The 21,171-nt window shown below is 65.3% G+C and carries 12 protein-coding genes, 1 tRNA gene, 1 pseudogene and 1 CRISPR repeat array; of the genes and pseudogenes, 11 read left to right on the top strand and 3 right to left on the bottom strand.

The genetic code is table 11. The annotated features are described in order from the left end of the window. Positions 1 to 437 precede the first annotated feature (437 nt). From cas3 to cas2e, 8 genes are read left to right on the top strand one after another with little or no spacing between them, the layout of a single operon-like run. Positions 438 to 3,086 carry a CRISPR-associated helicase Cas3' gene (gene cas3, locus FVW20_RS07100; RefSeq protein WP_196608880.1) on the top strand — a complete coding sequence of 883 codons (2,649 nt, stop codon included), beginning with the start codon at positions 438 to 440 and terminating at the stop codon, positions 3,084 to 3,086. After that, positions 3,083 to 4,678 (top strand): hypothetical protein, encoded by a 1,596-nt coding sequence (locus tag FVW20_RS07095; protein WP_196608879.1) that lies wholly within the window; start codon positions 3,083 to 3,085, stop codon positions 4,676 to 4,678. The genes cas3 and FVW20_RS07095 overlap by 4 nt, the downstream gene beginning before the upstream one ends. Beyond that, entirely contained in the window at positions 4,675 to 5,187 is a 513-nt protein-coding gene (gene casB, locus FVW20_RS07090) for a type I-E CRISPR-associated protein Cse2/CasB (protein ID WP_196608878.1), read from the top strand. The genes FVW20_RS07095 and casB overlap by 4 nt, the downstream gene beginning before the upstream one ends. Before the next feature lie 48 nt (positions 5,188 to 5,235). Next, on the top strand, positions 5,236 to 6,450 hold the full coding sequence (cas7e, locus tag FVW20_RS07085) for a type I-E CRISPR-associated protein Cas7/Cse4/CasC (RefSeq protein WP_196608877.1): 1,215 nt from the start codon (positions 5,236 to 5,238) through the stop codon (positions 6,448 to 6,450). After that, entirely contained in the window at positions 6,450 to 7,208 is a 759-nt protein-coding gene (gene cas5e / locus FVW20_RS07080) for a type I-E CRISPR-associated protein Cas5/CasD (protein WP_196608876.1), read from the top strand. The genes cas7e and cas5e overlap by 1 nt, the downstream gene beginning before the upstream one ends. Before the next feature lie 26 nt (positions 7,209 to 7,234). Further along, complete coding sequence (locus FVW20_RS07075; RefSeq protein ID WP_196608875.1) at positions 7,235 to 7,948, top strand: type I-E CRISPR-associated protein Cas6/Cse3/CasE; 714 nt, start codon at positions 7,235 to 7,237, stop codon at positions 7,946 to 7,948. Positions 7,949 to 7,951: 3 nt separating this feature from the next. After that, complete coding sequence (gene cas1e / locus FVW20_RS07070) at positions 7,952 to 8,830, top strand: type I-E CRISPR-associated endonuclease Cas1e (RefSeq protein WP_196608874.1); 879 nt, start codon at positions 7,952 to 7,954, stop codon at positions 8,828 to 8,830. Then, positions 8,802 to 9,113, top strand: a complete 312-nt coding sequence (gene cas2e / locus FVW20_RS07065; RefSeq protein ID WP_196608873.1) for a type I-E CRISPR-associated endoribonuclease Cas2e — start codon at positions 8,802 to 8,804, stop codon at positions 9,111 to 9,113. Before cas1e ends, cas2e begins: the two co-directional genes overlap by 29 nt. 42 nt (positions 9,114 to 9,155) lie before the next feature. Next, a CRISPR array of direct repeats spans positions 9,156 to 15,895; the repeat unit is 29 nt; unit sequence GTTCCCCCCGCGCCTGCGGGGATAGGCCC. 282 nt (positions 15,896 to 16,177) lie between these two features. Here the strand turns inward: cas2e and FVW20_RS07060 are convergent. Further along, positions 16,178 to 16,254: transfer RNA gene (locus FVW20_RS07060), tRNA-Met, on the bottom strand. A 111-nt stretch (positions 16,255 to 16,365) separates the two neighbouring features. Here FVW20_RS07060 and FVW20_RS07055 point away from each other — a divergent pair. From FVW20_RS07055 to FVW20_RS07045, 3 genes are all read left to right on the top strand, one after another. Next, positions 16,366 to 17,094: a glycosyltransferase family 2 protein gene (locus FVW20_RS07055; RefSeq protein WP_196608872.1), complete on the top strand. Its 729-nt coding sequence runs from the start codon at positions 16,366 to 16,368 to the stop codon at positions 17,092 to 17,094. A gap of 67 nt (positions 17,095 to 17,161) precedes the next feature. After that, entirely contained in the window at positions 17,162 to 17,584 is a 423-nt protein-coding gene (locus FVW20_RS07050; protein WP_196608871.1) for a hypothetical protein, read from the top strand. A 310-nt stretch (positions 17,585 to 17,894) separates the two neighbouring features. Further along, a complete protein-coding gene (locus FVW20_RS07045; protein WP_196608881.1) occupies positions 17,895 to 18,647 on the top strand; it encodes a TVP38/TMEM64 family protein in 753 nt (250 codons plus the stop codon). A 208-nt stretch (positions 18,648 to 18,855) separates the two neighbouring features. Here the strand turns inward: FVW20_RS07045 and metG are convergent, their stop codons facing one another. Together metG and FVW20_RS07035 are read right to left on the bottom strand one after the other, a co-directional pair. Then, complete coding sequence (metG, locus tag FVW20_RS07040; RefSeq protein WP_012611908.1) at positions 18,856 to 20,829, bottom strand: methionine--tRNA ligase; 1,974 nt, start codon at positions 20,827 to 20,829, stop codon at positions 18,856 to 18,858. 162 nt (positions 20,830 to 20,991) lie between these two features. Then, positions 20,992 to 21,171 (bottom strand): annotated as a pseudogene (locus FVW20_RS07035) (hypothetical protein); the annotation flags it as partial.

Here is a 21,171-nt window from a genome sequence, read left to right as displayed (position 1 = left end):
GGTGAAGTTTGTTTTCGGTTTAACCACCGGAGTGAGGACTTGTTCCCCATACTTTTAAAGGCATTGAAGACAAGTCCAGCAAGAGATTTTATAACGGATTAGTCCGTTTTGGTTAGGTATTACCATTTCTTTGGAGTCATGAAGACAATACAGGTGAGGTAGACCCACCTTCGGCGGTCTCCCTCACGTCCTGCCCCTTCTGGGGGCTTATTCGCCTTCGGCTCAACATTGGCAAAAACCACCGGAACAACAGCTTCACCATGCGACTTCAGACACCGCACTTATCGCTTTTGCCGTGTCCAAGCGGCGGTGCACGATCTATCCCATCCCGCATAAAAACACTTATATTATAGCATGTTGCACCAATGAACTGCTCACAATTTTCACTCGCCCCCACTCGGCGAATAGGCTATATGATTTTAAACAAGGTTAGGAGTATGAACATTGCCCCCCGCGCGTTCCATTTTTCAAAACGTGACGATTCCGGTGATGAACCATCATTCCACACTGTTCTCGCCCACTGCGCCGATGTCAGCGCCGTTGCCGAGTGCATCCTTACCGTAACGACCTTGGGAAACCGCCTGGCTCAGGTGGCTCAACAACCGCTTTGCTCCGGACAAATCCAACGACTGGCGGCCATTGCGGCCCTGCACGACCTTGGCAAGTACGCGCCTTGCTTCCAGACCAAGATCCGCCAGCTAGGCAAAGGGTGCGGACACATCGAGGTGTTGGACGGCCTGTTCCGCCTTGATAAAGCCGTAAACAAGCTTTCGGCCCTCCTGCCGTGGCTCACGCAGTGGGACACGACGAGCGGAATAACCATGGGGCGGCTGCTCGACGCCGCATGGTCACATCACGGCACCCCTCGCGGCTTCGTGTTCAACAGGCAAGGGGCATCAAGGTGTTGGGAGCAGCAGTGGACCACCGACCACGGGGGCGCTTTCGACGGCATCGCCGTTCTTGCCAACGCGCTTCCATCATGGTTTCCCAAGGCCTTCGCCCCAGACACGCCGCCCCTGCCCGATACCCCAGGCCTGACGCACCTCTTTGCCGGGCTGGTAATGCTAGCCGACTGGCTGGGCTCAGACACGCGCTTCTTTCCTTATTGCGGCCAAGATGGCCGCCCCGGCCCGGATAACGATCCCATGCCATACGCCCGACAGGCTGCCGCCAAGGCCTTGCGCGACACCGGGCTAGATGCCTCTCCCTTGCATGCGGCCCCCCTTCCGGCTTTTGAACAACAGTTCCCGTTCCCCCCTCGCGGGATGCAGCGGGATATCGAAAATGTTCCCTTGCTCTCCGAAGGCAGCCTTACCATCCTTGAAGCTGAAACCGGCTCCGGCAAGACCGAAGCGGCATTCCGCCTCTTCAGCCGTCTCTTTCACGCGGGGCTGGTAGATTCGCTCTACTTTGCCTGCCCACTGCGCTTTGCGGCCACTCAACTACATAAACGTGCCGTATCGTGCATGACCCGCACGTATGACAGTCCGCCCCCGGTCGTGCTGGCCGTGCCCGGATACCTGCGCGTAGACAAAGCCGAGGGATACCGTCTTCCCGATTTTCGCGTGCAGTGGAGTGAAGTTGGCGAGTGGGCGACCGCCAACAGAGGCTGGGCTTGCGAACATCCCAAACGCTACCTGTGCGCCCCAGTGGCTGTTGGCACCATTGACCAGTGCCTGCTCGCGGGCATGCGGGCAGGACATGCCCATTTGCGCGCCATCGGCTTGGCCCGCTCGCTTCTGGTGGTGGACGAGGTGCATGCCAGCGATGCCTACATGACCACGCTCACCTGCAACCTTTTGCGCTTCCTGCAAAAAGTCGGCGGACACGTACTGCTCATGTCCGCAACCTTGTGCGGGGCGGTGCGCCAACACTACCTTGATGTCTGGGAGCACGGGGCAAAGTGGCCGAACACCGCTCCCGCCTTCGACGCATGCCTTGCCGCTCCGTACCCCACGCTGTGGAGTGGTCGAAAGGCACTCACAGCAAGCGACAACAAGTCGGGCCCGCCTCGATCAGATGCGGGGCGTCGCATTTTTCCCCAAATTCTTCCTCTGGGAAATGGCGCCGAACTCGCGATCAAGGCGGCCATCCTGGCCAGAACGGGCGCCTGCGTGCTCATCGTGCGCAACAAGGTAGCGACGGCGGTCGAAACCTGCCGCGCGGTGGAGGAACAACTCGCTGACGCCCGGCATCTGCTCTTCCGGGTCAACGATGTCGCCACGCTGCACCACGGACGCTTCGGACCTGAGGACAGAAGGCTGCTGGACACGGCCGTGGAAGACCGTTTCGGCAAAGCGGGCAGCCGCCACCCCGGCGTGCTGGTGGCCACGCAAACGCTGGAACAGTCTCTGGACGTGGATTTCGATGTGCTCTTCACCGACTTGTGCCCCATGGACGTACTGCTGCAGCGCATTGGCCGTCTGCACCGCCACAGCCGGAACGAAGACGCCCGCCCTGCAGAATGCCGAAAGGCCGTATGCCACGTCATCTCCCCAGACGACGGCAAAGCGGACACCCTCCTCACCCCCACAGTGCAACGCATACTCAATGCCGGAATTGAACGTGCCTACCCCGACCTGCGCTGCCTCAAGCTGACTCTCGACCTGTTGAACAAGGCCGCGCTCGATACGCAGCCGTGGTGCATCCCGCACGACAACCGGCTGCTGGTGGAATCCGCCACGCACCCGGACAGACTGCGCGCCTGCCACGCCCTTGCCCCGGAATGGGAGGCTCACGGCGTGCGTATTGAGGGGGTTCTTACCGCGCAGACCCAACAGGGGATATTCAGCCTCGTGGAGTGGGACAAGCACTTCGGCCCGGACAGCGCCGCACCGGCAAACGAGGAAGAGCGGATGTTCACCCGCCTCGGCCTGAACGACCGAGTTGCCGTGTTTTCCGATGCCCAGCCCGGCCCCTTCGGACACCCCGTGCGTCAGGTAAAAATTCCCGGTTGGCTGGCATCCGGCGCAGCCCCAGATGAAGTTCCCACCAACATCGAGGCTCGGGACGGAACACTCCGCTTCAATTTCGCCAGCAACCGATTCCGCTATGACCGGCATGGCCTGCACAAGGAGGAACGATGACCGGAAACCTGCTTACCGAAGCCATAATCAGTGTTTTCACCACCGATGGCACAGCGGTGCGCCTGACCCTGCCGGGCGTACTGGCGGCACTGCAGCGAGACGAAGTGGGCAACTTTTCGGCGGTGCAACCGCATCAGGCTCACCCCTGGCATGCTTTTCTGGTGCAACTGGGAGTCATGGCCCTTGAGGGAGAAGAACTGCCGCCTGCAACTCCGGGCCGCGCCGACTTGCCCGGCCCGGATACGGAAACAGCATGGGCCGCACGCCTCCGGCGGCTGACGCCGGACCACCCCGACGATGCTCCCTGGACCCTTACGGTGAGCGACCTCGCCAAGCCCGCCTTTCTTCAGCCCCCGGTACCGGAAGGCACATGGGAGGTGTTCAAGAAAACACTGCGCTTCCCCGACGCCCTGGACATGCTCATTGCTGCCCGCAACCACGGTCTCAAAAGTAATCGTATGCGCGCGGCGGGCATGGAAGACTGGTTGATGGCTCTTCTGACGTTGCAAACCTGCGAAGGGTTCCTGGGAAAAGGCAACTACGGCATCTCGCGTATGAACGGGGGCTTCGCTACCAGACCCGGCATTCAACTTCTTTCACGACCGACGCCCGGGGGGCAATGGGCGAGAGATGTTCGTATCCTATGCGGCAACCCAAACCATTTCAGAGAGCACGGCCTGCCCTTCGCCCCCCTGCGGGGACACCGGCTTCTCTGGCTCGTTCCGTGGGACGGAAAGATCAGTTTGGAATTACGGGAGTTGTATCCTCTGTTTATCGAGGTATGCCGCAGGGTCCGCCTGCAACACAAGACGCAGTCCACCTTGTGCGCCCGTGTCGTAGGTACAGCAGTTCCCCGTATCCAGGCAAAAGAACAAAACGGCGACATGGCCGACCCCTGGACGCCTGTCCTCAAGTCAAACCACTCGGCGTTCAATCGCACTCCGGGATATCGCGCAGTGCAGGCCGTGCTCTTTCCATCGGACACGAACAAGGAACAATACGCACCTGCGTTGTTGCAGATGTGCCATCCTCCCGATGAAGGACACGACCTCGCCGTACGGTTCCGCATGCTCATTCGTGGGCAAGGCAAGACAGAAGGTTTCCATGAACGTACCATCCCTATTCCCAAGGCTGCCGAAGTCTTTGCTTTCGGGCCCAGAACGCCGGATGCGGCGCGCCTGTGCCAGGCAATGGTCGAGCTTGCTTCTACTGCTCAGAACAAAGTGCTCAAGCCTGCCCTGCTCCGCTTCATGCAAGCCGCGCGGGAACGCATAGAATTCAAACAACCGGAAACCGCCGCCTGGGCAGAGACGTGGATCAGGCGCCTGGATCAGGATGTTGACCTGCACTTCTTCCCCACGCTGTGGGAATGTCTGCCCCTACTGGAAGAAGGCGAAGATGCGGTGACCCAAGCCCCCTGGCGCGAGAGGCTGCGCACACTCGCAATAACCATCTTCACCGAGGCGACGCAGGCCTTGCCCGTGCCGCTGACAATGCGGCCACGCGCGGTGGCACTTGCTGAAGGGCAGTTCCAGCGAGCAGTTCGCGAACATCTCGCTCCTAAAAGGATCAAGGAGGACGTCAGGTCATGATGCACGAAACGACTACGGCCCCGGAAACATCCCCCCTGGCCCGGAGCGTTGCATCCGTAGCTGCAACATTGTCCCACCCGAACTTTCCCAAAGGCGATCTTGCCGCGTTGCGACGCGGCGGTCCGTCCCTTGTCGCCACGCCCGGATTCTGGCGCGTGCTCCTCGACCGTGTGGATAAAGGCCTGCGCTCAACAGACCAGGCGGAACGCGCATGGGCCGTCATCTTCCAATCCATGTCCATCATGGCCCCGAACATCCACACCCCCAATCGCACCCTTGGCGCGGTGCTGGCGGACATGAGCAAAAGCTTGGAACACAGGTTTCTGCGGTTACTGCGCTGTCGGGGAGAACAGTTGGAAGACCAGATACGACTGATGGCCCGCCTGCTTGCCTCAAACGGCACTTCCGTGGACTGGGTTTCTCTGGCCGGGCTGTTGCTGCCCGGAAATGATGACGCCAAAGACCGTACCATGCATCGACTTGCCCGCGACTATTACGGAAAGAAATAGAACGGTTCGTAACCCCTCATGGCAACGCGAATGCAAAGGAGGACAATCATGCCCCTTCCCCGCTTCATTCAGATATCGGCCTTGACCAGCTACCCCGCAGCCCTGCTGAACCGAGACGATTCCGGACTGGCCAAGCGCATTCCCTTTGGCGGTTCCGTGCGCACGCGAATCAGTTCCCAATGCCTCAAGCGGCATTGGCGGCTGGCCGATGGCGAATACAGCCTGCGAAATGTTTCCCCGGAGTTGGGGCTGGCGGTCCGCTCGCGCGCCTTGTTCAGGCTGCGTTTGCAGGAGCCGCTTGTCGGCGACGGCGTGCCTGAAAAGGTTGCGGAAACCGTCTTGAGCGCCTTTGCCAAAAGTCTCTATGAGGGCAAGGACAAAGATGAAAAGGACGACAAGGACGGCAAGAGCAGGGACGACGCCAAAAGTCCGCTGGACCGCAGCGAACTTGTAGTGCTTGGCGAGCCTGAAATAGCCTTTCTCCTGCGTGAGGCGCGCGGAATCTGCGCCCAGGCCGAGGGCGACATCAAGAAAGCAGCCACGCTGGCCAAGGACTACCTGAAAACACAAAAGGACAATTTCCGGGCCATCACCTGCGGCGCGGGCGTAGACGGCGCCATGTTCGGTCGATTCATCAGCGGTGATCCCGGCGCGCGCGTTTCGGCGGCGGTGCATGTGGCCCATGCCTTTACCGTACATCAGGAATCCTCGGAAACCGATTACTTCACCGCCGTGGACGACCTGCTGACGCGAGAGGCAGGGGGCAGCGGGCACCTGGGAGCAACGGAACTGACCAGCGGTCTTTATTATTCCTACGCCGTAATCGACGTGCCGCTGCTGGTTTCCAACCTGACCGGCTGCCGCCCCGAAGACTGGCTGGACCAGGAGCGATCTCTTGCGGGGAAGGTTGCGGCTAACCTCGTTCAACTCATGGCAACGGTCACGCCCGGCGCCAAGCTGGGCTCCACCGCGCCCTACGACTATGCGGCCCTTGTGCTGGCAGAGGCGGGCGAGCGGCAGCCCCGTACGCTGGCCAACGCATTTCTTGATCCCGTCCGGCTCGGCACCCCTGACCTGATGGGTCGTACAGCCGCTTCTCTGGCCAACTACGTGGGTGATGTGGACGCCATGTACGGCCCCGGCGAGATGCGCTGGCTTGCCAGTCGGCTGCCCGGCGTTCAGGTACCCGGTGCCGTGCGCACGCCCTTGCCTGAACTGGCGCAGGCCCTGTTGCAGGCCGTGGCCACGGCGGGGAGGTCGTAATGCGCTTCCTCGTTCTGCGCCTGGAGGGGCCGCTTATGTCCTTTAGCGACGCAGCCGTGGATGAATTGCGCCGCACTCGGGAGTTGCCGGGTTTATCAATGCTCACGGGGCTTGTTGCCAATGCCTTAGGGCTACGCTTCACGGACGGCAACCGCCTCAGACGACTTCAGGAACGTCTGGTTTACGGGGCACGCCTTGACCGAAAAGGACAGCTACTACGTGACTTCCAGACCGCCCAACTGAACAAGAACGACCTGTTATGGCGCTCTGACGGGCTTGGCCCGGAACGACGGGAAGGCGGGGAAGGCAGCTTTTCCGGACCGACCCTGCGAGAACGCTTCTACCGCGCCGACTCCCGTGTCTGTGTCGTTCTTTCTCTGGTTCCGGAGGACGAATCGCCAACTCTGGACGACTTGGCCGCCGCCTTTGCCAGGCCGTTCCGTCCGCTCTTTCTGGGCAGGGTGTGTTGCCCTCCTTCCGGCCCCTTGCATCGAGGCGAAGTCGTCGATGCCCTGGATGCATACGACGCTCTTGAACGCGCCGCACCAGGGGAACAAAGCGACCCTGCTCCGCTCACCGCGCTCTGGCCCGCTGATGGTCCGGGCGCACGCCGCCCGGTGGACATGGCCGCAGGCAGGATAGTGGAACTCCATGATCTTCGCGACTGGCGCAACGACGTGCATTCCGGCTCCCGATACGCGGTTTCGGGGCCGGTCCATCCATGCGGAGTTTCCGCCAAGGGGGAGGTACAATCATGACACAAACAATGTCCGAGCCACTACGCATGATCCAACTCGCCATAGTCCCGGCTCGGCTCTATGCATGGGCGCGTCTTTCCGGAATGACACTCCGGGATCAGGGCTATCTGGTGCATGCGGCGTTGCGCAAGGCATTCGGAACGGCGGCTCCACAGCCTTTCGTGGTCCTTGAGCCAAGCCGTTCCGCAAGTGCCCCGGAATTGCTGACGGTGTTGGGCTATGGCCGGGCGGACAAGCACTTGCTTGCACAGCGTATGGTCGAAGTGGCGCAGCCGCTGTTGTCCGAGGCTCTGCCGGGCGATTACATGGCACACAAGGACATGCCCCAAGCTTGGCCTTCCGGCAGCCGATTCGGATTCCGCGTGAGCTGCTGCCCCATCGTTCGAACTCCGGGCGGCGCAGAGAAGGATGTCTACCTTGCGGCCATGGAACGCGCCCAAGACGGGGAACAGCCCGACCGGGAAGCCGCATATACCGCGTGGCTGCGTCGCGAACTGGGCCGAAACGACGCCGCTGAGCTACTGTCCGCCTCCATGCGGGCCTTTCGCCTGGTGCAGCCCATGCGCCGAAAAGAGCGAGGTGCGCCGCCCAGCACCATCAGGACACGCCCGGAAACGGTGCTGGAAGGAACGCTGGCGGTCAGGGACGGAGCTGGCTTCGCCGCCCTGCTGGAGCGTGGTGTAGGCCGTCACCGGGCTTTCGGCTACGGCATGCTGCTGCTCTCGCCAAGCAAGGAGTAAGTAATGTTTGGGCGTCTGGGGCTTGAAACCGCTCGAATCCCGCATGCGGACCGCCATGGTTTGCTGTGGCTTGGCAGGGGGCAACTTACCGTGCAGGCGGGCACGTTGCGCTTCGCCACAGCGGGCTGCGAGGGGTTGGAGCCAGGGGAATACGACATTCCCTACCAGCAAGTGTCCTGCATACTGCTGGGGCCGGGATGTTCGATGACACACGACGTCCTGCGACTGGCCGCACGCCATGGAACAATGCTCATGGCCGTGGGAGAGGATGGGGTGCGGTGTTATTCCGCACCGCCGTTCGGACCAGACGAAAGCCGCCTGGCACGGAGGCAGGCCATTGCATGGGCCGACCCTGACGAGCGCATCCGGATTGCCCGGCGTATGTATGCATGGAGGCTGGGGGAGGTTTTGCCCACGCGCGATGTGTCCGCACTGCGGGGCATAGAGGGGGCGCGCATGCGCGAAACATACAAGCTGACCGCTGCGCGCTACGGACTGAACTGGAACGGACGCCGTTATGATCGACAGAACCCGAAAGCAGCCGACCCACCGAATCAAGCACTGAACCATGCTGCATCAGCCGTCCAGGCCGCTGCCGAGATTGCTGTTGCGTCAACCGCAACCATCGCGCAACTCGGCTTCATTCACGAAGACTCTTCTCGCTCGTTTGTTCTGGATATCGCGGATTTGTTCCGGGACAGTCTGACACTGCCGTGTGCCTTCGAGGCAGTCAAACTATGGCGCAAACAACCCGGCATTGCCCTTGAACGACATGTACGGCGACTGACCGGCAGCCGCATGCGCAAGACCGGTACCATCCCGGCCATGATCGACCGCATCAAGGAGTTGTTCGATGCCGATGACCGTGGTGGTGACTCGTAACGTCCCTGATCGCTTCCGGGGCTTCCTGGCCTCTTGCCTTCTAGAGGTGTCGCCCGGAGTATACACCCACCCGCGCCTCTCTCGGGCTGTGCGCGAACGGGTGTGGACAGTGCTGGAAGGATGGTTTGCGGAGGTGGACGGAGCCTCCATCGTCATGGTCCATGCCGATGGGGGCGAAGACACCGGCCAGGCTATTCGCGTTCTCGGCGAGCCTCCGCGTACGCTTGTTGACGCGGATGGTGTGATCCTGAGCCGGATGCCACGACCGACTATCTCCTGGTAGTCGAACTTATTTTTATCACCTATAAGCAGATAGATAGCAAGAGTTCCCCCCGCGCCTGCGGGGATAGGCCCCTTACACTTGCATTCCTTCGCCTTCTTGCAAGGTTCCCCCCGCGCCTGCGGGGATAGGCCCTCCGCGAAATCGCGCTTCTCGGACGTTGGGATGTTCCCCCCGCGCCTGCGGGGATAGGCCCTTTCGTTTGGTGCATGTGGGTGGTGTGTGTAGGTTCCCCCCGCGCCTGCGGGGATAGGCCCTCACAAGGCACAGGAGTATCAAGCAGGCTGCGGTTCCCCCCGCGCCTGCGGGGATAGGCCCTGGACGTGGAGTACTTCCAGAAGGCGCTGGACGTTCCCCCCGCGCCTGCGGGGATAGGCCCACCACGCGCTTCGTCGAAGGCCTGCGCGCAGCGTTCCCCCCGCGCCTGCGGGGATAGGCCCCTCTCCCCACAGCGCCCGCGTGATGGGCCACGGTTCCCCCCGCGCCTGCGGGGATAGGCCCGCGTTCTGCATCCGCACCCTCAAAGCCGGGTGGTTCCCCCCGCGCCTGCGGGGATAGGCCCCAAGGCGGCGCGTCTGGTCGTCGGGAAGACGGGTTCCCCCCGCGCCTGCGGGGATAGGCCCTGAGCCGGGCAACGGTTGTTAGCTGCTCCAACGTTCCCCCCGCGCCTGCGGGGATAGGCCCTACCGCGAAGGCAGCGTCGATTTCGTCAGCGCGTTCCCCCCGCGCCTGCGGGGATAGGCCCGTTCAGGATGGAGTCAAGAGCCGTGGCGAAGCGTTCCCCCCGCGCCTGCGGGGATAGGCCCCGCGCTCGCTGGAAAGCGGCGGCATAGGGGAGGTTCCCCCCGCGCCTGCGGGGATAGGCCCTGTTCCGCATGCGATGGGAGGATGTTGACCTTGTTCCCCCCGCGCCTGCGGGGATAGGCCCCTCGGTGGGCCGTATCACCGCGACCACGTGTAGTTCCCCCCGCGCCTGCGGGGATAGGCCCTGCGCATCCCCATCCCGGCAGTCTACGGGCGCGTTCCCCCCGCGCCTGCGGGGATAGGCCCTCTTGAAGCAAGCCTTGGAAGAAGTTGCGGCGGTTCCCCCCGCGCCTGCGGGGATAGGCCCCCAGCCACCCAGTCGTTTTGCGGGCGGTACGCGTTCCCCCCGCGCCTGCGGGGATAGGCCCCATGGGGCAGCCTCATCCAGTACTGCGCGCACGTTCCCCCCGCGCCTGCGGGGATAGGCCCCCATGGTGTCCTCCTTGTGCTGTCCTACTCCGGTTCCCCCCGCGCCTGCGGGGATAGGCCCCGGCTGGCCAGCGCGCCGGGTGCGGCATCGCGGTTCCCCCCGCGCCTGCGGGGATAGGCCCTTTTCAATGGCCGCGCCCACATCTCCGAAAGCGTTCCCCCCGCGCCTGCGGGGATAGGCCCTTAAGCGACCACTCCCCCCGCGTCGCCTTCCCGTTCCCCCCGCGCCTGCGGGGATAGGCCCCGAAATCGCCGCCGCCGCAGCCCAGCGGCAAGGTTCCCCCCGCGCCTGCGGGGATAGGCCCCAGCATGCCTACTCCTTGAAGCTCACGACCTGGTTCCCCCCGCGCCTGCGGGGATAGGCCCTGATCACCCTCCGCGTCTGCGTCTTCCGGCCTGTTCCCCCCGCGCCTGCGGGGATAGGCCTTACGTGGACGACCGCGAGTCTGCACACGCCGAGTTCCCCCCGCGCCTGCGGGGATAGGCCCGAAGATCAGCACACTGACCGGCGCGGGGCATAGTTCCCCCCGCGCCTGCGGGGATAGGCCCGCTTGGGGAGGAGACACTGATGAGTACTGGAGGTTCCCCCCGCGCCTGCGGGGATAGGCCCTGTCTATCACAAAATTGCGCAGACGGCTTTAAGTTCCCCCCGCGCCTGCGGGGATAGGCCCCACGGCGAGGTGAGCACCTGTCCTGCGGTCATGTTCCCCCCGCGCCTGCGGGGATAGGCCCCGGCGCGTGGTGACGCGGGAGCAGGTGGAGGAGTTCCCCCCGCGCCTGCGGGGATAGGCCCATCTGGTGGGCGGCGTCTGGAGTCGTCACAGTGTTCCCCCCGCGCCTGCGGGGATAGGCCCTGGCAGGATGGTGGAGACAGGACGCCAATGTGGTTCCCCCCGCGCCTGCGGGGATAGGCCGTTGTCGGCCATCTTGGCATACGCCGTTTCTGTGTTCCCCCCGCGCCTGCGGGGATAGGCCCCAGCAAGTCGGGACACCCGCTGCCGACAGGGGGTTCCCCCCGCGCCTGCGGGGATAGGCCCCCGTAGTGCAGTTGCAGCCCCTGGAGCGCGTCGTTCCCCCCGCGCCTGCGGGGATAGGCCCTTGATGCCCTGCCCGATGCGAAGGTTGTCGAAGTTCCCCCCGCGCCTGCGGGGATAGGCCCTGCCCAGCAGCATTGATGGCGAGTGCGAAGCCGTTCCCCCCGCGCCTGCGGGGATAGGCCCCTGTTTGCTTCGTAGTTCATCTCTACCCTTCCGTTCCCCCCGCGCCTGCGGGGATAGGCCCGCAATGTAACGTTTCATGTAACAGCGGAAACGGTTCCCCCCGCGCCTGCGGGGATAGGCCCCGAGCTACCCCCCGTCTACTCGACAACGAGCGGTTCCCCCCGCGCCTGCGGGGATAGGCCCTGCCCGTGTTCGGCTCTCGCCGCGCGGGCAGCGTTCCCCCCGCGCCTGCGGGGATAGGCCCCCAGCGGATGCCACGCGACTGTCGCGGCTTCGGTTCCCCCCGCGCCTGCGGGGATAGGCCCATTTTCCCTGCTGGAGGGGCTGTCCAAAGCATGTTCCCCCCGCGCCTGCGGGGATAGGCCCATTGAGGCCATCCAAAAGCAACTAGGGGGCGGGTTCCCCCCGCGCCTGCGGGGATAGGCCGCACGACGGATTTGTCCCACGACGCTTGGGTTCGTTCCCCCCGCGCCTGCGGGGATAGGCCCTGTTGCGCGGCGCGGATTTCGCCTAGCCTCGCGTTCCCCCCGCGCCTGCGGGGATAGGCCCGAAAATGCAGAACGCGCCCAAGTCCGAAATTCGTTCCCCCCGCGCCTGCGGGGATAGGCCCAAGCCGGGCCTGCTGCGGGGTAAGTTCCGCGCGTTCCCCCCGCGCCTGCGGGGATAGGCCCTACGAGTCGGCGTGGCGCGAGCCATTCTGCAAGTTCCCCCCGCGCCTGCGGGGATAGGCCCCCGTCCGGCTTCGACGCGGGTGACGTGTTCGGGTTCCCCCCGCGCCTGCGGGGATAGGCCCCCGGGCCGAGGCGCAAGCGATTCTGGACGCGGGTTCCCCCCGCGCCTGCGGGGATAGGCCCTTCGGCAGCGGTTTTCCCGGCAGCGCCTCGAAGTTCCCCCCGCGCCTGCGGGGATAGGCCCCTCGTGCTGACCGGCAAGAGTCACCAGCAGCAGTTCCCCCCGCGCCTGCGGGGATAGGCCATGGCCTCGCCGTTCTTCGTGGTGCCGCCCTTGGTTCCCCCCGCGCCTGCGGGGATAGGCCCTACATCCGGGACTGACCACCGCGCTGTGTGAAGTTCCCCCCGCGCCTGCGGGGATAGGCCGTTGCCAGAACACTTCCAGCAGGAACTCGCCAGGTTCCCCCCGCGCCTGCGGGGATAGGCCCCTTCACCTATCCGAAGCTGATCGCGGGCGACTGTTCCCCCCGCGCCTGCGGGGATAGGCCCTGGCAATTCCGCCCGCAGAAGCCAGCCAGACGGTTCCCCCCGCGCCTGCGGGGATAGGCCCTTCGACGGGCTTGGGGCAAAAAGCATCAAGCGGTTCCCCCCGCGCCTGCGGGGATAGGCCCTCCCATCGCCAGAGAAGCCGGGCATAGCCGAAGTTCCCCCCGCGCCTGCGGGGATAGGCCCAGCCCGGCCCATGTTCGTCGCTTCCTCGGCGTGTTCCCCCCGCGCCTGCGGGGATAGGCCCATGCGGCACTCGCCGGGCTGGAGGCCGGGGAAGTTCCCCCCGCGCCTGCGGGGATAGGCCCTTGCACCGGCCACGGATGCAGGAGTCCCCATTGTTCCCCCCGCGCCTGCGGGGATAGGCCCTTGCGCTCAAAGGTGAACGACTTGAGCGCGGTGTTCCCCCCGCGCCTGCGGGGATAGGCCCTGGACTGTGCCGGTTACGGAATGCGCGCCTGGGTTCCCCCCGCGCCTGCGGGGATAGGCCCAGCCACGCTCACGTCCCACTCCGGATTCCAGCGTTCCCCCCGCGCCTGCGGGGATAGGCCCGAAAACGGCGCTGCGATACTGGCACTGTGCGGGTTCCCCCCGCGCCTGCGGGGATAGGCCCCGGCACACTGGCGACACACTTGAAGCGGTGAAGTTCCCCCCGCGCCTGCGGGGATAGGCCCCCGCTTACTACGCCACGCGCCTTGACGCACTGGTTCCCCCCGCGCCTGCGGGGATAGGCCCTTGGAGCCTTCAAGGCCCGCCCTGTTGGCTGTGTTCCCCCCGCGCCTGCGGGGATAGGCCCTTAAGATGAAGCTGTCCCAGCCGTAGACCCCAGTTCCCCCCGCGCCTGCGGGGATAGGCCCTCAACGACGGTCCACGCGTAGTCAGGCGGTGGGTTCCCCCCGCGCCTGCGGGGATAGGCCCCCTTTCAGCAAATCGGTGATGACGTCGCCTGTGTTCCCCCCGCGCCTGCGGGGATAGGCCCCTCGCCACATACACGTGCGAGGCGTGCGGCGCGTTCCCCCCGCGCCTGCGGGGATAGGCCCCGGTCAGACTTGGCGTGCGCGAGTGGGTTTGCGTTCCCCCCGCGCCTGCGGGGATAGGCCCCTCGTCTAGCTCACGGTAAAGCGCGGTGCTGAGTTCCCCCCGCGCCTGCGGGGATAGGCCCTGGGGGCTTGAGCCGGTGCTGAAGCCTGACGGCGTTCCCCCCGCGCCTGCGGGGATAGGCCCTGGACCTTGCGCGCGCACGGGTCGCCAAGCATGTTCCCCCCGCGCCTGCGGGGATAGGCCCTGAAAAGGTGAGCGCGCCCGCCTCGGCCAGCAGTTCCCCCCGCGCCTGCGGGGATAGGCCCCCCCCACCTCTCGTGGGCGGCTGTTCGGCGCAGTTCCCCCCGCGCCTGCGGGGATAGGCCCATGCCGCCCTTTTTCGCGTCAGAGGAATATCCGTTCCCCCCGCGCCTGCGGGGATAGGCCCCTATGCGGCTGTCGCCTCAATGCCGAGCTTGGGTTCCCCCCGCGCCTGCGGGGATAGGCCCTTGTCGATGGTGGGCGTCTTTTCGCGGAGGAAGTTCCCCCCGCGCCTGCGGGGATAGGCCCCAAGCTCGCCAAGCTCAACCTCATCGAATACGGTTCCCCCCGCGCCTGCGGGGATAGGCCCCTGCCCGCGCCTGTTCCTGGCCGCGCCCGCGTGTTCCCCCCGCGCCTGCGGGGATAGGCCCTTCGCGGGGCGATCATGCGCAAAGCCAACATAGTTCCCCCCGCGCCTGCGGGGATAGGCCCTGCGGGGCGGAATCCACCCGTTTGGAGTCCGCGTTCCCCCCGCGCCTGCGGGGATAGGCCCATGCTGGGAGACGCATAATGGACTGGCTGCGCGTTCCCCCCCGCGCCTGCGGGGATAGGCCCCCGGCACGCAGCGCCTCGACGCGCTCCGCGTAGTTCCCCCCGCGCCTGCGGGGATAGGCCCCGGTCGGAAAGGCGCTGCTCGGCCTCTGCCTCGTTCCCCCCGCGCCTGCGGGGATAGGCCCTGCTGCGCCTTGAGCGTGAGCGGGCCGCGCTGGTTCCCCCCGCGCCTGCGGGGATAGGCCCTTCTTGGCCTGCTCGGCAAGGTCGATGTACGAGTTCCCCCCGCGCCTGCGGGGATAGGCCCCGGTCAAGGCGCAAGGCCGAACGGGAATAGGGGTTCCCCCCGCGCCTGCGGGGATAGGCCCTGAAAAGGTTGGTGGTGTAGTCAGCAACGACAGTTCCCCCCGCGCCTGCGGGGATAGGCCTTACCACCCCTCGCTTGCCCGCCTTCCTCCATTGTTCCCCCCGCGCCTGCGGGGATAGGCCCGGCGCTGACACTGCTCCTGCGGCTGCTGGGCAGTTCCCCCCGCGCCTGCGGGGATAGGCCCATGGCGACGCGCAAGAAAAAGGGTGCACAAGCGTTCCCCCCGCGCCTGCGGGGATAGGCCCGTGTAAGCGTTGCTTACGAGTTGAGCGCGACAGTTCCCCCCGCGCCTGCGGGGATAGGCCCTGCGCGAGCGGGTGGAGGCGCTGGAGTGGAGCGTTACCCCCGCGCCTGCGGGGATAGGCCCTGGTGTTTGACGGCAAGCCTGACGAGGATACAGTTCCCCCCGCGCCTGCGGGGATAGGCCCCCGGCGGGCCTCAACCTGAAGATTGAAGTTGTGTTCCCCCCGCGCCTGCGGGGATTGGCCCTACCCGGCCAAGGTGTTCTTCTGGGAGCAGCGGTTCCCCCCGCGCCTGCGGGGATAGGCCCCACCCGGCCAAGGTGTTCTTCTGGGAGCAGCGGTTCCCCCCGCGCCTGCGGGGATAGGCCGCTCGCGGTCCTTCTCGCGCTGGGCGGCTTCCGGTTCCCCCCGCGCCTGCGGGGATAGGCCCTACACGTGCTCATGCAGGACGGGTGGGATGCTGTTCCCCCCGCGCCTGCGGGGATAGGCCCTGATTCTTGGTAAATTCAGTCATTTTCGTTTCGTTCCCCCCGCGCCTGCGGGGATAGGCCCTGGGGCATCCGCTCGCTGGGCCTTGACGCGCGTTCCCCCCGCGCCTGCGGGGATAGGCCCCAGTGCAATGCAGGCTCGAGTCCTGTCTCCGGGTTCCCCCCGCGCCTGCGGGGATAGCCCCCACATGGCTCGAAAAGAGTGAGCTTTCCCCAAGTTCCCCCCGCGCTTGCGGTGGATAACGTTGCGTTCAAAAAGTCACTGCTTCGGCCCCTCACCTGGCCTTTCGAATCCCCTAAATAGGAGTCAATGAATATAGCAGAATTCCCATCAGTTTCTTAACTCTAGAAAATCCATCTGAAAGCATATCAGTCAGACAAAGAAGCCACGTGAGATTTCCAAGGTAGGAATAGGGTAGGAAAAAGAAAAAGCCCTTATGGAAATCTTCCATAAGGGCTTGTCTTTCTGGTTGCGGGGGCCGGATTTGAACCGACGACCTTCGGGTTATGAGCCCGACGAGCTACCGAGCTGCTCCACCCCGCGACACGATGTGGGGACTGCCTCCCCAGCGAAGAAGGTGTGTATACGCGGGGGCGGTCGGACTGTCAACCGCGCATTTACATCGCCGGGCAAATTCCTTATGTAGTGCGGGCCATGCAGAACAAGAACATCACCTCCCTTTCCGTCGTGCTGCCCGTGTACAACGAGCAGGACAATCTGCCCGCCCTGTTCGAGGAAATCCGCCGCTCCATCGCCAACATCGGCAAGGAGTGGGAAGTGCTGTTCGTGGACGACGGCAGCAAGGACCGCAGCCTGGAAGTCATCAAGGCCCTTGCGGCGGAGCATCCCCAGGTGCGCTACCTGTCGTTCCGCAAGAATTGCGGGCAGTCCGCCGCTTTTGCCGCCGGGTTCCAGGCCGCGCGCCATGAAGTCATCGTAACCATGGACGCCGACCTGCAGAACGACCCCGCCGACATCCCCGCCATGCTCATCGAGTTCGAACGCGGGTACGACATGGTCATCGGCTGGCGCGCCAAGCGCAAGGACACCTTTGCCAAGCGCATCGCCTCCCGGTGGGCCAACGCCATCCGCAACCGCCTGACCGGCGAGACGGTGAAGGACACCGGCTGCTCGCTGAAGGTAATGCGCACCACCATGGCCCGGCGCATCCCCATGTTCACCGGCATGCACCGTTTTCTGCCCACGCTGATGAAGATGCAGGGCGCCACCGTGGCCGAACTGAAGGTAAACCACCGCCCGCGCCTGCACGGCGTGTCCAAGTACGGGGCCTTCAGCCGCGCCAAGACCGCCGCCTTCGACTTGCTGGCCGTGGCGTGGATGAAGCGCCGCTACATCAATTACGACATCGCCGAGCGCAACTGATCTCGGGGCGGGCCGCACCGCCGCCCTGCCGGGCCGGACTGCCCCTCATCTATGCACGGACTTGGGAATGGACACGCTGGAATGGATGCTCTGGCCCGCCCGCTGGGCCATCCTGGCTGTGGGCCTGCTGGCGCAGGTCACCGTGCTGGCATGGGCGGCCCGCCGTGGACAGCATCCGGATTTTGCGGTGTCTGCATCAGACGCGCAAGCACCGCCCGAAGCCGCCCGAGCATCCGCCTTCGCCGATGCGGGCAGCGCCGCCCCTCCGGGCACGTCCCCGCCTCCCGGGGCCGCACACCGCTCCCCCTGCGGAGCGACAACCACGCCAGCGCCCCACACCACTTTTGCCCCACGCGACCTGCGCCTGCTGCGTATCGCCATGCTGACCGGCGGCGGCCTTGTCACCATCTTCGCCCTGCTGGAACGCGACATGCTGTTGCTGGCCGGTCAGGTGCTGACCTTGTCGCTGCTCTGGTCGCGCCTGCGCTGACGCCTCCGGCAGCTTGACGTCGCGGCCCGTTGCCGCTACTGCGCACATGCGGTGTGCGCCGCCCACCGGCGTGCAGCACATGCAGCATGCGGGCATCCGTCGCACTCCTGACCAGCGCACGCCTGTACGGCACTCGGCTGATTGCCGCATGGCCGACCCCGCACGGCATTGCCCCACCCGGCCCCGCCTGCGCAGGCCCGGTCCCCGGTCAGGCCATGCCATGGCACCGGACCTCGCCTTCCCTTCGCCACCCGGCACCCGACAACAGCCACATCCGTCCACCCTCACCCGGCCCCAGCCACTGCCCCGCATGACCAACCGCCCCACCCGACTTCTCAAACGCGTGCTCAAGGGTGCGTTCGTCTTTCTCGGACTTGCCGCCGCCATCGCGCTGTTGCGCCTTTCGGGCCTGCACGACGCCCTGGACACCGCCTGGGTCGACGCCAACATCCGCGACCACGGCGTGTCCGGGCTGGCCCTGTACCTCGGCGTTGGCTGCCTGCTTACCGCCGTGGGCATGCCCCGCCAGGTGGTCAGCTTTCTGGGCGGCTACGCCTTCGGCGCGGTGCTGGGCACGATGTGGGGCACACTGGCCACGATCCTGGGCTGCGTGGTCACCTTCTATTACGCGCGCCTCGGCGGGCAGTCGTTCGTGGCGCGACGTTTCAGCCGCAGGGTGACGAAGATCAACGGGTTCCTCGGGCGCAACCCTTTCGCCATGTCCTTCATCATCCGTTGCCTGCCCGTGGGCAACAACATGCTGACCAACCTGCTGGCCGGGGTCAGCGCCATTCCCGCGCTGCCCTTCTTTGCCGGGTCGACCGCCGGGTACGTGCCGCAGACGTTCATCTTCGCCCTGCTGGGCAGTGGAGTGCGCGTTTCGCCGGAGTTGCGCACCACCGCCAGCGCCGTGCTGTTCGTGGTGTCCAGCCTGCTGGGTTACCTGCTGTACCGCCGCTACCGGGTGGACGACACCCTGGAGGTTCCGGAGGACGACGCCGAGGGCGGACCGGATGGCAACGAGAGCGGCAACCTTTCCTCGCCCGCCGACAAGGGCGCATAGCCCGCTGCCCAAGAACGCGCCGCCCCCCGGCCAATTGAGCCAATTGAGCCAATTGAGCCAGCCGCCCCCAACTGGCTTCCGGCAACTCACCCCACCGTACACGCCACCTGCACGCTCCATTTCCCGCCGCAACGCAAAACCGCCCGCCGACATGCATCGGCGGGCGGTTTTCATAGCAGCGTCAAAAGCGGTTCGGGCGAACTGCGCCTTACGACACCTTGGCCCCGTTGGCCACCGGGCCGGACGCGGCCACCAGTTGCATGCCGCTTTCGGTGCGCACCGCAAGGATCATCCCCTGTGATTCCAGACCGCGCAGCTTGCGCGGGGCAAGGTTGGCCACCACGGCCACCTGGCGTCCCAGCAGGAAGTCAGGCGTAAAGTATTCGGCAAGCCCGGCCACGATCTGGCGCGGGGCCGCTTCGCCAAGATCCACTTCCACACGCAGCAGTTTGTCGGCGTTGGGATGGCGTTCCACAACCACCACGGTGCCGAAGCGGATGTCCAGCTTCTGGAAGTCGGTGAACTCGATGGTGGCGGGTTCGTCGCCAGCGGCAGGCGCGGCGGATTGCGCGGCAGCCTGAGCGGAAGCGGCGGCCTTGTCCTTTTTCTTGCCTTCCGCCTTGGCGGGTTTGGACTCTTCCACCTTTTCCAGTTCCACACGGGGGAACAGGTTGGACGACGACGCCACGGTGGTACCGGCGGCCAGCCCGCCCCAGCGGTCGGCCTCGTCAGCCAACTGCACGGTGGCCGGGTCCAGCGTCTGGCCCAACTGCCCCAACAGCACGGTGGAGGCCTCGGGCATCACCGGCCACAGGTGCACGGCCACTTTGCGCATGCATTCCAGCATCACGTACATGACGGTGCCCAGGCGCTCGGTGTCGCCCTGCTTGAACAGGGTCCACGGCGCGGCATGGTCCACGTAGCGGTTCAGGGCGCGCACCAGTTCCCACAGCGATTCCAGCGCGTTGGAGAAGCGCACCCGTTCGAACAGCCGCACGTAATTGCGCTGGGCTTCTTCCGCAAGGGTGCGGATGGCCTCGTCTTCCTCGGTCAGCGGGCCCTGCGCGGGCACCACGCCGCCGAAGTACTTGGCGGTCATGGACAGCACGCGGCTGAACAGGTTGCCGAGGTCGTTGGCCAGGTCCGCGTTCAGGCGGGCCACCAGCGCGTCTTCCGAGAAGCTGGCGTCGCTGCCGAAGTGCATCTCGCGCAGCAGGAAGTAGCGGAAGGCGCTCAGGCCGTACTTGTCGATCATGGACAGCGGGTCAACCACGTTGCCCAGCGATTTGGACATCTTGGTGTCGCGCACCAGCCAGTAGCCGTGCACGTTCAGGTTGTTGTAGGGTTCAAGCCCCGCCGCCTTCAGCATGGTGGGCCAGAACACCGCGTGCGGCTTCAGGATGTCCTTGGCCACCAGATGCTGCACGCCGGGCCAGAAGCGACCGAACTTCTCGTCGTCGGGCCAGCCCAGCGCGGAGATGTAGTTGATCAGCGCGTCGAACCACACGTAGCACACGTAGTCCTTGTCGAACGGCAGTTCGATGCCCCAGGTCAGGCGGGACTTGGGCCGCGAGATGCACAGGTCTTCCAGCGCGCCGCTGTCCAGAATGCCCAGCACTTCGCTGCGGTAGCGTTCAGGCCGGATGAAGTCGGGGTTGTCCAGGATGTACTGGCGCAGCCAGCCCTGGTACTTGGACATGCGGAAGAAATAGTTCTTTTCGCTGATGTATTCCGGCTTCACCTGATGCTGCGGGCACAGGCCGTTTTCCAGTTCCTTCTCGGTGTAGAATCGTTCGCACCCGTAGCAGTAGTGGCCGCCGTACTCGCCAAAGTAGATGTCGCCGCTGTCGTAGACCTTCTGCAACACGTCCTGCACGCACTTCTTGTGCTCCGCGTCTGTGGTGCGGATGAACTGGTCGTACTCCACGCCCAGATGCGGCCACAGGTCGCGGAACTGCGTGCTCACGCCGTCCACGAATTCCTGCGGCGAACACCCGGCCTTTTCGGCGGCCTGCACGATCTTGTCGCCGTGCTCGTCGGTGCCGGTCAGAAAGTAGGTGTCCTTGCCCAGCAGGCGGTGGAAGCGGCGCAGCGAATCGGCCACGATGGTGGTGTAGGCATGGCCGAGGTGCGGCTTGGCGTTGACGTAGTAAATGGGGGTGGTGATGTAGAAGCGGTCCACGTGGGTCTCCCGATTCGGACGCTGCGGGCGGTGCGGGCCTGCCGCGCCGCCGTTCCGATATGATGGCCGCCCCCGGCGCGCGCCGGGGGCGGAAACTGTTGCCTGTATGGTCGCCGCGCCTTGCTCCGTGCGGATGGATGCGGGGCTGACGGATGTGGTCGATTATTCGCCGCCGGTTCCGCCGGTATGTCCGCCGCCGGAACCGCCCTCGCCGCCCTCACCGCCCTCACGGGGACCGGAAGGACGCCGCTTGCGCTTGCGCCGCCCCCGGCTGGACCGCAGGGTGGACGGATCGGTGTTTTTCAGCGGGCCGCGCGCGCGCGGCATGGCGATGGCCGCCGG

The sequence above is a fragment of the Nitratidesulfovibrio oxamicus genome, from assembly GCF_015731765.1.
Taxonomy (GTDB): Bacteria; Desulfobacterota; Desulfovibrionia; order Desulfovibrionales; family Desulfovibrionaceae; genus Cupidesulfovibrio; species Cupidesulfovibrio oxamicus.
The sequence above is the reverse complement of the archived record's forward strand: the minus strand, read 5'-3'. Positions and strand labels throughout refer to the sequence as shown.